The sequence below is a fragment of the Acinetobacter sp. YH12219 genome (assembly GCF_013417875.1).
Lineage (GTDB): Bacteria > Pseudomonadota > Gammaproteobacteria > Pseudomonadales > Moraxellaceae > Acinetobacter > Acinetobacter amyesii.
Map to the genome: position 1 here is coordinate 1 of NZ_VPDC01000036.1, position 13,743 is coordinate 13,743.

Annotated in this window: 14 protein-coding genes; 10 read left to right on the forward strand and 4 right to left on the reverse strand. The window is 36.8% G+C overall.

Annotated features, from left to right (window positions below; translation table 11 throughout):
* The first annotated feature begins 1,721 nt into the window (after window positions 1-1,721).
* Together repM and FTV04_RS15725 are read left to right on the forward strand one after the other, a co-directional pair.
* A complete protein-coding gene (gene repM, locus FTV04_RS15720; protein WP_180022971.1) occupies window positions 1,722-2,651 on the forward strand; it encodes a replication initiation protein RepM in 930 nt (309 codons plus the stop codon).
* Window positions 2,652-2,729: 78 nt separating this feature from the next.
* Complete coding sequence (locus FTV04_RS15725) at window positions 2,730-3,260, forward strand: plasmid replication DNA-binding protein (protein ID WP_180090320.1); 531 nt, start codon at window positions 2,730-2,732, stop codon at window positions 3,258-3,260.
* Window positions 3,261-3,488: 228 nt separating this feature from the next.
* Here the strand turns inward: FTV04_RS15725 and tet(39) are convergent, their stop codons facing one another.
* Complete coding sequence (gene tet(39), locus FTV04_RS15730) at window positions 3,489-4,676, reverse strand: tetracycline efflux MFS transporter Tet(39) (RefSeq protein ID WP_004856455.1); 1,188 nt, start codon at window positions 4,674-4,676, stop codon at window positions 3,489-3,491.
* 65 nt (window positions 4,677-4,741) lie between these two features.
* Between tet(39) and FTV04_RS15735 the strand changes: the two genes are divergently transcribed.
* From FTV04_RS15735 to FTV04_RS15765, 7 genes are all read left to right on the forward strand, one after another.
* A complete protein-coding gene (locus FTV04_RS15735; protein ID WP_004787586.1) occupies window positions 4,742-5,383 on the forward strand; it encodes a TetR/AcrR family transcriptional regulator C-terminal domain-containing protein in 642 nt (213 codons plus the stop codon).
* 365 nt (window positions 5,384-5,748) lie between these two features.
* Complete coding sequence (locus FTV04_RS15740) at window positions 5,749-6,045, forward strand: type II toxin-antitoxin system RelE/ParE family toxin (RefSeq protein WP_034583450.1); 297 nt, start codon at window positions 5,749-5,751, stop codon at window positions 6,043-6,045.
* Window position 6,046: 1 nt separating this feature from the next.
* Entirely contained in the window at window positions 6,047-6,337 is a 291-nt protein-coding gene (locus tag FTV04_RS15745) for an addiction module antidote protein (protein ID WP_000241337.1), read from the forward strand.
* Window positions 6,338-6,649: 312 nt separating this feature from the next.
* Complete coding sequence (locus FTV04_RS15750; RefSeq protein WP_180074422.1) at window positions 6,650-7,129, forward strand: spore coat U domain-containing protein; 480 nt, start codon at window positions 6,650-6,652, stop codon at window positions 7,127-7,129.
* Window positions 7,130-7,172: 43 nt separating this feature from the next.
* Window positions 7,173-7,922, forward strand: coding sequence for a molecular chaperone (locus FTV04_RS15755; RefSeq protein ID WP_163143588.1), 750 nt, complete (start codon window positions 7,173-7,175; stop codon window positions 7,920-7,922).
* 28 nt (window positions 7,923-7,950) lie between these two features.
* Window positions 7,951-10,296 carry a fimbria/pilus outer membrane usher protein gene (locus tag FTV04_RS15760; protein WP_180002666.1) on the forward strand — a complete coding sequence of 782 codons (2,346 nt, stop codon included), beginning with the start codon at window positions 7,951-7,953 and terminating at the stop codon, window positions 10,294-10,296.
* A gap of 20 nt (window positions 10,297-10,316) precedes the next feature.
* Complete coding sequence (locus FTV04_RS15765) at window positions 10,317-11,270, forward strand: spore coat U domain-containing protein (protein WP_180002664.1); 954 nt, start codon at window positions 10,317-10,319, stop codon at window positions 11,268-11,270.
* A gap of 14 nt (window positions 11,271-11,284) precedes the next feature.
* Here the strand turns inward: FTV04_RS15765 and FTV04_RS15770 are convergent, their stop codons facing one another.
* Window positions 11,285-11,764, reverse strand: coding sequence for a spore coat U domain-containing protein (locus FTV04_RS15770; protein WP_179991844.1), 480 nt, complete (start codon window positions 11,762-11,764; stop codon window positions 11,285-11,287).
* Between the two features lie 157 nt (window positions 11,765-11,921).
* Between FTV04_RS15770 and FTV04_RS15775 the strand changes: the two genes are divergently transcribed.
* Window positions 11,922-12,110 (forward strand): hypothetical protein, encoded by a 189-nt coding sequence (locus FTV04_RS15775; RefSeq protein WP_180090322.1) that lies wholly within the window; start codon window positions 11,922-11,924, stop codon window positions 12,108-12,110.
* Between the two features lie 183 nt (window positions 12,111-12,293).
* On the opposite strand, the gene FTV04_RS15780 is transcribed toward FTV04_RS15775, so the two are convergent.
* Together FTV04_RS15780 and FTV04_RS15785 are read right to left on the reverse strand one after the other, a co-directional pair.
* Window positions 12,294-12,773: a hypothetical protein gene (locus FTV04_RS15780; protein ID WP_180090324.1), complete on the reverse strand. Its 480-nt coding sequence runs from the start codon at window positions 12,771-12,773 to the stop codon at window positions 12,294-12,296.
* Window positions 12,774-12,940: 167 nt separating this feature from the next.
* The gene (locus FTV04_RS15785; protein WP_180090326.1) at window positions 12,941-13,297 is read right to left on the reverse strand and encodes a hypothetical protein; all 357 of its coding nucleotides are present in this window, start codon (window positions 13,295-13,297) and stop codon (window positions 12,941-12,943) included.
* Window positions 13,298-13,743 lie beyond the last annotated feature (446 nt).

Below are 13,743 nucleotides of genomic sequence, written 5' to 3' on the forward strand. Positions count from 1 at the left end.
TCGCGAGGTACTAGGGTCATGAGGAGAAATCTGGAATGATTGGCACTTTACGATTGACCAAATTGACTTGTCGTTGATGACATATTTGATTGGTTGTAAAGGTCTATGGATAGCTCAAGCCTGTAACGGTGACACTAAGGAGATTCAAGAGATTGGATCAAGCATGTTGCTATGTGTTGGTTAAGTGCTTTACCCGTGATGATGTTTAATATTGGTTACTAATGAGGGTTTTCGGAACTCTTACCTCAAAAAAAGGGAATAGCTAATATTTGGTGGAACGGATAAGCGTACTGACCGTCTATTTCTATCGAAATAGACAAAGACTGTTAACGCTAAAGTGGGAATCTCTCAAGTCAATGATTATATAAGGTGGCTCCTTGATATAGGCTTTGGGACCGAAAACACTCCGCGAGAGTGCTATAAGGTTTTATTAATGAGAGAGGGAGAGTTGCTGAATAGATTTAATTTGGTTTTATTTACAGATTAATTAGGTCACTTCGAGCGAATAAAAACGTAAGGGGTGGGTGAACGAAAGGCAATACGGTGCATAACCGGACTGAGAAAACAAAGTTTGTCAGGGGAGAGGTGTGGCAACCTCGGCAGCTATGAAATGCGGCAAGCCTGTTTGGCACGGGAGAAAGTGAATAGACGTTAAACATCCTGAAGTAGCGGTCGGATGAATAATATTTCATGAGTATTCACTAAGAAAAAATGCGTTGGTTACGTTGAAGTTTGCGCTTTGAAATAACCCAGTTGTTCCGGAGACGGATCTGCTGCTGACTGATTTTTGCGATGATGCAGCCGCAAGGCTCTAGTGGAATGATGTTATATGAAATCGTGATTGTGGAACTAAAACACAATTTGAAGTGTGTACTTTGTGATGTGTAGAAGTCAGGACCAGCTTAGTCTTGATGGAGGATCCATGAGAGTCGCTTCCACTGGAAACAGTGAAAATGTCGTAAGTTGATAACTGCGAGTTCGTTCTAGTCGCGAACTCAATAAATGATTAGCGTTAAGCGCGTTAGTTTCGTGAATTTGAACACGGCAAATAAAAAAACAAGGCGGCCTCCTAAGGAGGCCGCCTTACCTTTTTCTGAAAGCTCATCATTTGCGTTGTAAGCACGTTTTCCTCATCGACATAGGATTCATTAGTAATCAGTGAAAAAATCGCGCATACCCCCTATTTTTTGCATCTAATCGCAATTTCAGAGCGAGTGTCTACGAGCGAACATTGAAAAGTCGCGCCTAGACTCTCTGGAAAACAATTTTTTAGTATAAAAATCTTAAAAACAGTAAATCACTTGCAGAAAAATGATGTCTAGACCGAGCGAAGCGAGCATAAAGAACTTATGAGCGTAGCGAATTCATTCGTGCTTTTGCTTTTTTAAAGTCACGAAATTCTGAGCCAAAAATTGCCCCTCGAATCGAGCGAAAGCGAGATTCAATAGAGTTTGAGCGTAGCGAAAACATAGGGCAATTTTTCATTTGAAAGGCTTTTAATTATTTTTAATGTTTTTAAATGTTTTTAGATAAGCTGAAAGCGTTTATACAAAAGGGTTTCCTCGGTTATATAGCAACGTTTCCTCGGTTATATAGCAACGTTTCCTCGGTTATATAGCAACGTTTCCTCGGTTATATAGCAACGTTTCCTCGGTATTTGACAACAGATTTTTATTATGTTGTTATAGCAACATAATAAAACCGTTGCTATATAGAACAACATGACAGACTTAGTCGTAAAATCAAATAAACTTGTTCAAGCCTTACAGACTCTAACCTTAAGTGAAACTCGTCTTTTACAGCTTGCTATTGTAGATGCTCGAGAAACAGGACAAGGTTTATCAACTGATGAACCATTAGAACTAAGTGCCATTAGATATGCGAAAGCTTTTAATGTTTCTCCAGATGCTGCTTATTTAGCTTTAATTGAAGCAGAAGACTCACTATTTAAGCGACAATTCACAATTACAAATGAAGATGGAAGTCTAACGAAAAGTCGTTGGATTCAAGATGCAAACTATAGAAAAGGTGAAGGTCGAATTCTCGTTACATTAACGCGTGTAGTTATCGAACATGTCACTAAAATAGATGGGTTTGAACAATATTTCACAAGCTATCATCTACGAAAAACATCTGAATTTAAAAGCGTCTATGCAGTTCGTCTGTACGAATTATTAATGCAGTGGAAATCTATAGGGAAGACCCCTCTTTTTGAATTAAATAAATTCCGTAGCCAATTGGGTATTGGTGTAAACGAATACACCAGAATGGAAGCATTTAAGAGACGTGTACTTGATATTGCTATAGACCAAATTAATGAGTTTTCAGATATCAATCTGAAGTACGAACAGCATAAAAAAGGACGCTCAATTTCAGGTTTTTCATTCAGTTTTAAACAAAAGAAATTAACTCATGAGCATATCGAGAGCAAGAGAGATCCTAATACTTTAGATGCCTTCTCAAAAATGACCGATAAACAACGCCATTTTTTTGCTAATAAACTTTCCGGACTACCAGAGATGGGACGATATTCAGAAGGTACTGAGAGCTATCAGCAATTTGCTTTACGTATCGCTGACATGCTTCAAGACCCCACTAAATTTGAAGAGTTACATCCTTACCTTCAAAAAGTCGGGTTTAAAGCTGCCTAAATTATAGACTTGATCATTTGTCTATTAGACAGTCTAATAGACAATCAATTTTGACAAGTTTAGGCATAGGTTTACAGCATGAAAACCCTTACAGTTCTTGAACTTTCCAAGCTGTACAACATCAATAGACAAACAATTTACAACAACATAAAGAAAGGAATTTTAAGTAAAAATTCTGATAATAAGATTGATCTAGCAGAAGCCATACGCGTTTTTGGGGAACCAGTTAAAAAACAGGATGTAAAAGAACCTGTAAAAATAGACAGTCCAAATTCGGCAGAAGTTTTACTGCTTAGACAACAAATAGACATGCTAAAAAATCAGCTTGATGATGCCAAAGATCGGGAATCTTTCTATCAAAACCAAATTGAAACGATGCAACGCCTATTAGAAGCCCCAAAACCTAATATGACTACGTTTACCGATCAAGAACCAGTACAATCAAGCATGGTCAAAACAGATCCCGATCTGGACACAGCAGAACCGAAACATGACGGATTGACTACTCCGGAGCAGACAGAAAATAAGCGCATTCCAGTGCCGGAGCAGGTTGAACCGGAGCAGCCGAAAAGAGGCTTCTGGAGCCGATTTTTTCTGCCGAATGGCTAAGAGGCTTGTTTAGGTGTACTAATCAAAGTTGTGAAACATTGATCAAAGAATAGGCGTGAAACGTGAAAAATCATAAAAAAAGCCCGGTCATGGAAACTCGGGCTATCAACTAGGAACTACAGCATTGAATTATAAGGATAATTATACAGCATTTCGTATAAGGTGTATTATGTTAATTTTAGATAAACTATAGAATCCATTAGTTTTTAAACCAATAAATTAAATATTTTATGGAACTCCAGAATATTTATTCAGGCGATACTTAAGCAATAAGGGTAGGGTGATTACATAAAGTATTGCAGCTAATGCCCATACCATTCCAGGAGCTGATGCCTGAGTCATAAAATAGAGGCTAGTAACTAATACAGGACCAATTATAGCCCCCAGACTATTAAAACTGCTTAATAGCCCTTGTAATTCACCTTGTCTTTCATCACTAATACCTCTGGACATCATTGCTTGCAAAGCAGGAACGGCTACTCCACCAAGGGCAAACAATGGTAACAACGCAAAAGGCACCCATTCTTCAACAGCAATAGATAAAAGAAGTAAACCAATTGCATCGCAAGCTATTCCACATAACAACGTATTTTTCTCTCCAAACCTCTTTACCATAGGGGCGATAGCAAAAGCCTGTGCAATAGAATGGCATATTCCATAACTAGCAAGGGAAACACCTGCAATAAATATACTCCAGCCATAACGATCCTGCCCATAGATAACCCATAAAGTTGCGGGGACTTGTGAAACCAATGTGATAATTAAAAAGATACCAAGCAATGGAGCCATATTAGGTTGAGTGATCAAATAGGATAATTTCTTTAATATTGATTGCTCCTGAACCTTCTCAGTCATTTTATTGCTGTGTTTTGATTCTTTTAATAAGACTGCTGTCATTATTAAATTAATCCCATTCATAAAAGCAGCAGCAAAGAACGGTGCATGTAAGTTCCATTCACCCAAAACTCCACCTATTACCGGACCCGCTATAAACCCAATACCAAAGACAGCTCCAAGGAGACCAAACCTTTTTGCACGCTCATGGGCTGGAGTAATATCTGAAACATAAGCTGTTGCAACAGCCATGTTGGCACCTGTAATTCCCGCAAAAATACGACCAATATATAGCCACAATAGAGAAGGAGCAGCAGCCATTAGGAGATAATCAGCCGTTGCACCAGCAATTGAAATAATTAATACAGGTCGACGTCCAAATCGGTCACTCAACGCTCCAAGGATAGGTGCAAAAATGAACTGCATCAGAGCATACACAGCTAATAAAGCACCATAGTGAACACCGCCTGCTTCAGCTCCAGCCAATGACCGTAATAATTCAGGCAAGATCGGCATAATTAAACCAATCCCAACAGCATCCAGAAATATAGTGATTAAAATCACGCTCAATGATTTCTTCACAAATGCCTTCTCTAGCAATGATAGAATTAATATTCTCTCACACACTCCCTATCAGTGATAGATTTATGAGTAAAAAAGATATTGCACCTCAACGTCTGACACGTGAAATAGTCCTGCGTACCGCATTGGATATGTTGAATGAAGAAGGCATAGATTCAATAACCACACGCAAGCTAGCTCAACGATTGGGTATTAAATCTCCAACTCTATATTGGCATTTCAAGAATAAATCCTTGTTAATGGAAGCAATGGCGGAAACCATTATAAATGAACACCATTTAGTTTCTTTACCCATCGATGGGATGACATGGCAAGATTGGTTGCTCGCTAATTCTGTAAGCTTTCGTCGAGCACTACTAGCTTACCGTGATGGTGCTCGTCTACATGCAAGAACTAGCCCCAGTCAAGGACATTTCAACACGATTGAGGCCCAAGTTGCGCTGTTATCTCATGCTGGGTTTTCTCCTGTTGAAGCAGTTGCATTACTTATGACATTAGGAAGGTTTATTGTTGGGTGGGTCCTTGAGGAGCAGCAAGAAGAAATAAGATCAGACCCACCATTCGAAGCCGATCCAACTATATATCCACTCATGCTCCAAGGAGTGAATACCTTACAAAATATGAATGCGGATGACATTTTTGAAAATGGGATTCGTATGGTGATTATCGGTGCTGAAAGACAACTTGATATTAAAATGCAAACTTAACTCTATACTGCTTTAAGCAACTGTTCTATTTAGTAATAAAGCTTTTATCCTTAATTATTTAACATAATAGAGGTTATACGAAATGCTTTTTAAAATATCTTTGTTTTTCATATAGTTAAAAATTTTTCATCCCCCTAAAAAACCACAAAAAACCGACTTGGAAACAAGTCGGTTTCTTTTTGAGCAATTTTGATACTTCTTGCCAATAAAATTGATTAATATTTAATCAATTTGTCATTTTTCTCTGCGTTATCAAGCCAGCGCTGGCTTAAATTATCCCCAATTTCTGCGGACAACTCTTGGGATAAAAATCTTGCATTATGTATTCGATCGAATACAATATAGTGAGAAGAAAAGGAATCCTCATGATTGAAATTAAACGTCTACCAGAATTTGATGAATGGTTGGATGGCATTAAAGACAATATGACCCGCATTCGCTTGAATCGCCGATTAGATAAGGTTCAACGTGGGAACTGGGGAGACATTAAACCTCTCCAAGATGGTGTTTGGGAAATGAGAGAGTTCTTCGGTTCAGGATGGAGGATGTATTACATCCAACATGGTGACGTAGTGATTGTAATGCTTGGTGGCGGAGATAAATCAACTCAACAACAAGACATCAATCGTGCAGTCAAATTATCAAAAACGTTGGAGGATTAAAATGGTTAAAGTAGCTGATTTACCAAGTTTTGATATGGCTGAGTCACTCAAAACTGAAGAAGATATTGTAATGTACCTCAATATGGTTCTTGAAGAAAATGATCCTGCTGAATTAGCGCACGCACTTGGTGTAATTGCTAAAGCAAGAGGTATGACCCAAATTGCGAAAGAAGCAGGTATTGGACGAGAAGCCCTTTACAAAGCACTTCGTCAAGATTCAACGCCTCGTTTTGATACGATCAACCGTGTTGTGAATGCTTTAGGTTTAAAATTGACAGTTCAACATACTTAAAATTTAAAAAATATAATAAAAAAAATGGGAGTTTAAGGCTCCCATTTTTTATTATATAACGCCCATTCCATTGAATCAAAAAACTTAATTTCAATATGCCTCATTATTTTATAAAAAGTAGAGTAATGACGATACATTTAATAATGCTGAATGGCTGGTTAAAAAAAAACTTGAAAAAAATATAAAAAGTGATAAATTTCACACTTATTTTTATAGACGTGATTTTAATACCTATAAAAAATAAAAGGTGAAAGCAATGTTATTTATGACGATTGCTTTTGGGCTATCGGATTTAATACTTGGAATTCTTAAATGAAAAAATTTATCACTACTGCATTATTAGTATCTACTAACTTACTTTTAGCTGGGCAAGCAAGTGCTGAAACACCAGCAGCAGGCACACAGCAGGCACAAACAACTTTTGATGTAAAAATTGAAGTTCTTTCTACATGTTCTATCAATGCAACAGAGATTGATTTTGGTAAAGTAAATAGCGGTAGTGTTGCAAGTGATAAAACAGGAACCCTAAATGTAACTTGTACAAATCAGACACCCTACCGTGTAGGTCTTTCAGGTAGTGGTAAGATGAAAAATGAAAAAGATGAATCATCAAGTATTGCTTATGAGTTATTCCAAGATGGCGATACGCCATGGGATAACGATAAAAATAAATATTCAAACAGTGGTTCAGGTAACGTAGAAGCAATCCCTGTAATTGCTAAAGTCGTTGGCTCAACAAATGTTCGTGCAGGCAACTATAAAGATACAGTTACAGCCACGGTAACATATTAATATTTGTTATCGTAAAGATATTCTTCATTTAAAGGATATCAATATGAGAAATACGATACGTTGCTCTAATCTACTACGTAAGTACAGTTTAGTTTGTTTAGTAACGAGTATTTTTATGATACAGGCGCATGCTGCAAGCTTGCAGGTTGCGCCTATTTTATTAGAGTTTTCCCCTCAGGAAAAAGTTAAAGAGCTTTGGTTAACCAATACAGGAAGTGACGAAATTCGAGGCCAAGTCCGAGTAAATTATTGGACACAAAATAATAATCAAGATGTTATTACACCTACAAAAGATCTGATAGCAAGCCCCATGGTATTGACTATACCTGCTGGGCAAAGACAATTAGTTCGCTTGATTCGTAGCGCAAATAGCAATCTTTCATCTGAACAAGCCTATCGACTCATCGTCGATGAATTACCTAATCCAAAAACTGAAGAGAAAAGCGGGTTGCAGCTTTTGCTGAAATATTCGATCCCAGTTTTCTTTAAAACATCACATATAAATGCTGTAGATCAAGGCTTAACTTCTTTAAAAGGCATGACATTTAAATATACGGATCATCAATTACTAGTCATCAATCAAACTACAAGTTATAAGCGTTTTAGCCAGTTTGCTTATGTAGATTCTCAAGGTAAAAAGACACCAATTCAAATGGGACTGATGGGCTATGTTCTAAATGGTCAGAGTATGCAATGGCCTATCCCTAAACAACTGAATATTCAACCGACTGGAAAATTTGTTGCTGTTGTGAACATGGATGTACGTGAACAAATACTTCAATTAGCACATTGATGTATTCATCAATTTTGGAGTGGTTTTTGTGAGTGTACAGATTAGTGATTTGCTATTTGCAGGAGCAATCATTGCAGTGGCACCTAATACACTTGCACAAGTCAACGATCCAAAACTGATTCAAAATATGCAGCAAGATTTATATTTAGATGTCGAACTAAATCAATCAGCACAACCAGAAATAGGACATTTTTTACAACAAGATAAACAGCTTTATATAGATGTGACATCATTAGACAAACTCTCAATTCAAAGTAGTGCTCCTCAAATCTTGGTTGACCAAACAAACTATATTTCTTTAGATGCTATTAACGGGCTAAGTTATCAATATGACAATCTAAACCAGAAAATCACCATACAAGTCCCTATTGAATTATTAAGTGCAAAAAACCAATATAGTTATCAAGCTAAATCTGTAGCAACGGTTAATCCCCAGCAAGAAAGACAAGGCTTACTTTTAAACTATACGGCTTTTGCACAACAAACTGATGATCATTTTTCATTTAATGGATGGAATGAACTTCGTTATTTTGGTCTATTCAATGGTGTACTGAGTATTTCAGGTAATTATCAATATCAAGATAATCAGTTTACTGATCGTCAAATTCTAGATACGTATTGGGAGAAAGACTTCCCTGAGCAAATGCTTCGTTTACGTTTGGGCGATGCGCAAAGTGATGCTTTAACGTGGACACGCTCTACTCGGATTAGTGGTCTAAGTTTGGCTAAAAATTTCGCATTACAGCCTTATACGGTTACAACCCCATTAATGAGTTTTAAAGGGCAGGTTGCACTCCCTTCACAGATTGACCTTATCATTAATGGAATCAAGCAATCATCACAGAATGTAGTGCCAGGGCAGTTTGATATTCAAACTACACCGAGTATTACAGGTGCTGGCAATGCACAAATGGTCATTACTGACATCAATGGCCAACAACAAGTCCAAAATTTTTCACTCTATCGCGCAAATCACTTACTGGCACGGGGTCTAAATGATTGGTCATTTAACCTTGGTTATCCTAAATTAAATTATGGCATATCTTCATTTGATTATGCTGATGATTTAGCATTAAGTGGTAGTTATCGTTATGGATTAAGCAATACATTGACTGTTGAGACCCATACTGAGTTGACTGAAAAGTTACAGCAAGTGGGGCTAGGTGGTGTTTACCAATTAGGGAGACAAGCTGGTCAATTCAATGTCTCTTATGCCCATAGTTATACACCTGAAAACACGGGACAGTTGCTTGGATTCGGTTATAGTTGGAACTCAGCATTGTTTAGCTTAAATTATAATGGATTACGTCAATATGGGCAGTTCAGTGATATCGCTAGTTTAAATGATGCTTCATATGCAACCCAATCCAATCAATTTTACATGGGCTTAAATACGAAGTTTGGTCAGTTAGGAGGGAGCTATATTCAACAAGAGTATAAGGATCAGTCCAGCAACGAATATGTTCTATTGAACTGGTCTTATATTTTCCCTCGACGAATGAATCTGAATTTAAGTTATAGCAGGGACTTACTAAATAAAGAAAATAGTTACTACCTGTCCTTTAATATTCCATGGGCGAAACGGAATTCAGCAACTATCACAGCTCAACGTAGTAATGATCAAAATCAACTTAGCCTGAACGTCTTACATTCTGTGGATCAAGACCAAGGTGGTTTCGGTTGGCAAGCAAGGGCCAATCATACTGAGTTATACTCACAATTTCAGGGGCAACTGGATTATTTAAGTCGTTATGGCTTGGCCCAACTTAACGTTCAACATACGACCTCAGACCAAAGTAATACCAGTATTTATGCTTCAGTGAATGGCGGGGTTGTACTATTGAAAGATGCTATCTTACCTAAACGCCTAAGCAGTGGTTCATTTGCTATCGTTTCAACAGATCAAATACCTGATGTGCCTGTACGACTAGAGAATCGTTTAATTGGTAAAACTAATAAAAAAGGTTATCTACTACTCGATTATTTGAACCCTTATCAGAATAATAGTATCGCTATAGATACGCTTGATTTGCCAATTAATCTAAAAATTGAAAAAACGCAACAAAATGCTGTACCACGCCAATCGAGTGGCGTTTTTGTACAATTCCCGATGTATCAAGTGAAATCTGTGCAACTTCAAGTAGTAGATTTACAGGGACAAAATGTGAACGTGGGAACTTCTGTATGGCAAGAAGAACCGATTCAGCAACAACAACCCACAACTATTGTGGCTCACGATGGAGTTGTGTATATCGATAACCTAAAAAATAATACACTTTACATAGGCAATCAACTTAAGCAGTGCCGAGTGATACTGCCTGAACTTACAACATTAAAAGGTTTTAGTGATTTGGGGCGAATGGTATGTCAATAAACTGCAATGACTTGTTTAAAATGAGTGATTCAACGAAATATTTTATTTATGCAAGTTTATTCTTACTAGTATCTATTCTTTTTTGTTTACCTGCTTATGCTAGTAGCTGTTGGTTAGGGCAGTCTGCAACGTTAAGTTTAGGAACATCAAATGCTCAAGGCTCAGCACTTGTTTCAACAGATGTTATTGCTGACTGTTACTTTAATTCAAACCAGCCTGTAACGTATAAGCTATGTTTAGTGGCTGATAGTTTTGATCCCGCAGGTAGTACTCCTCGAAGTATGATTATTTATAATCCTGTAAGAGCATTACTCAATTATGAATTATATTCTGATGCAGCAAGAACATTTAAGATTCCTGATTCAGAACGTAAAAACCAAGCACAATGCCAAACTTTCCAGTTTGAAGCAGGAACTGGAAATGTCAGTACTCGGCTTAAACTATATGGTCAGGTGTTGCCTGGACAGAACGTACCAGCAGCATACTATCAAACGAATAGTATTGGATTGAAACTTTATTCTGCATACAAGGTTGGATCAGAAGTACCAACGGATACAGAAGCCCTTGCAAATTCGAATACTGGTAATAATAATTTAATTGTTAACTCATATTATGAAAATAGTTGCTTAATTCAGTCGGCAACAGATATTAACTTTGGTGCGGTTGACCAACTGAAGACACCGTTAATAAGCTCAGGAAATATACAGTTAGCCTGTCCCGTTGGCACTATTATGCAAGTCAGTTTAAATAATGGCATCAATGCGCAGGGCACACAAAGAAGAATGAGAAATGCTTTAGGAAACTATATCCGATACAACCTTTCTAGGAACGCACACGATGATCAACCTTGGCAAGGTAATACCTTTTACTCTGTAGATAATCATAATATACCTGTATATGCAACGGTTCCAGCTCAACCCATCAGTAGTACTGGGCAATACTCTGACACGATTACAGTAACTCTAACTTATTGATTTTTATTTTAAAATTAATAGGTAACCGTCGCAGTTACTGTGTCACTATATTTCCCAGCAGGAACATTAGCATTGGGAACCTTACCCCAAATCTTAATATTTTGTGTTTCCCCTGTCCCCTGTTGTGACAAACGATTGTCTGCAATATTGCCCCATTCTTTGCTCATGGCAACATCTTGATAAAGCTGATAAGGAATTTGTATGGAAATATCATTGGCATGCTTCAAACGACCATCACTATTTAAAGCAATATTATAGGGAGTACCATTAGTACAATGAACATTTAAGCTCCCTGTCGCTTGAACATTCTGTGCATTACGAGTCACAGTCCCAAAATCAATATCCGAAGAGCCTCCTGCTCCAATCTCACAAATTTCTGTAACTTGCATTTTGACTTGAAACTGTGTGGATTGACGATCACTCATGGTATATGCGGAAACAGAGACTACAGCTAAAATTACAAAAGAATATTTAAAAATTTTCACTTGACTCATTTACCATAATTTCAACCTATTAACTCCATTAAATATTACATAGTTTTTTAAGAAATAATATATAGTTAATAGACTTCCGTCATAAATCAAAAAACGTACAATTTATTTGATCTTAAATTAATCAGCAAACTTATTTAATTCAAAGGATAATCCTTGGATGAAATTCAAAGATATTCAAAAATTATCAGACGTTAATTTTCGTAGGCTTACCGGTGTTAGTTGGGCTACATTTAACCTGATGTTGGCCGAGCTAAATAAGCAGTTACCTCGTCATATTGGTAAAGGACGACCGCATAAATTACCGTTGGAAGATCGTTTGCTCTTATGTATAGGCTTTGTTGCATAAATATTTTGCAAAATACTTATTTTTAAGGAGTTTAAGAAAATTTTAATAAAAAATAAGTATAATAAAATCATAGTTTTAGGTATTTTTGCAACAAAGCCTCTTAGAAATAAAAGAGCATGATGTTTTAAGTATTTAACATAAAATCTCTTATTTGAAATGAACTATCAGCATGTTAGCAATATGCTAAGCCATCCCTGATCGATACTTTTTTAACCGCGATTTTAATTTTTTAGGATCTATCTCATTATTTGCTAAAAAATCGAATTTAAAGCAAATGTATTCACCGACCAAGACCTTACTGGGATTAACAAATCGAATCGTCTGATAACTGAATTTTTCAGCTATTTCACAGAGAATTAATAGTAATTTAATAGATACATCCAGATGACATAACTCTTTTCGAAAATCCATCTGTTCGATAACGATTTCTTTTTTATTTTCAGAATTCCAAAGCGTGCCGAACCTTATAAATAAGCTATCGATATCACGCTTACTAGATGACACAGAGATTGACATAGCTTTTTCATAAAATTCAAAGTTATTCCCAAAGAATTTTGGACGAGAATCTACTCCGATCACGCGATAGAAAAAGTTATCAATCAGACCGATAATGAACATTTTTTCATCTCCTCCGATCAGTTTTTGGTTATTACTAAAAGACATCTTAGTCACCCTAAAAAGCTTCAATCTAACAGCTCAAAAACTCAATGTAAACTATTGATTATAAAGAATTTAATGTTTAAGAAACTATTGGGTTTTAACATAATAAAACGTTAAAAAAAGACTTTTATTTTTAGATATTGAATCATTAAGAAAATGATCCATGCTCTTTATATATTTGAAAATAAAGAAATAAAAAACCATTGTTTATTTTTCATACAAGTTGATTTTTTAACTTGTTGTTTTTTATACATTAAAAAAATCTTTGGCATAACTATAAAAGTACCCCTTTGAAACATATATTTTTTATTGACTATTTTTGAGTGAATTTCATTGTAAACAGCTGTTTTATGGCAGGAATATAAATAAGAGTTCCCGAAATCAGTGGGCGCGTAAACATCTGAAAATTTGCCAGCTCGAAAAAAGCTTGAGACGATGGCATTGCCAAAATATGAAATGAGCTTTGTTGTGTTAATCGTGCAACGAGCAAAATTTTCCAAGCTTTGTTTTTCTTGGTCCGTGTGCATGAAACAGCCATTTCATGCTAAAGACCGTGTAGCTGCATACGTGAGAAATCTAGTTGGTGCGGCTGCGAAGGGCACTGGACAGTGAGATTCTGTTCTTTGACCCAATCACTCTTAATTGGCTGTGACGTATGAAATCGTTGTGAGCCGATCAAATAGTTGGGCGACACTGAAACGGGATTCTTGGTGACAAGGACAAACCCTGCTTAACAGAGAGTGTGAGTATCTTCATGGAATGATAGATGCGTTAGGAACACACGTTTACCGCTGCAATTCCTTAATAGGGCGGTATGCGTTGCACACAGGTGGGCTTATGAGAGTATCGCGAGGTACTAGGGTCATGAGGAGAAATCTGGAATGATTGGCACTTTACGATTGACCAAATTGACTTGTCGTTGATGACATATTTGATTGGTTGTAAAGGTCTATGGATAGCTCAAGCCTGTAAC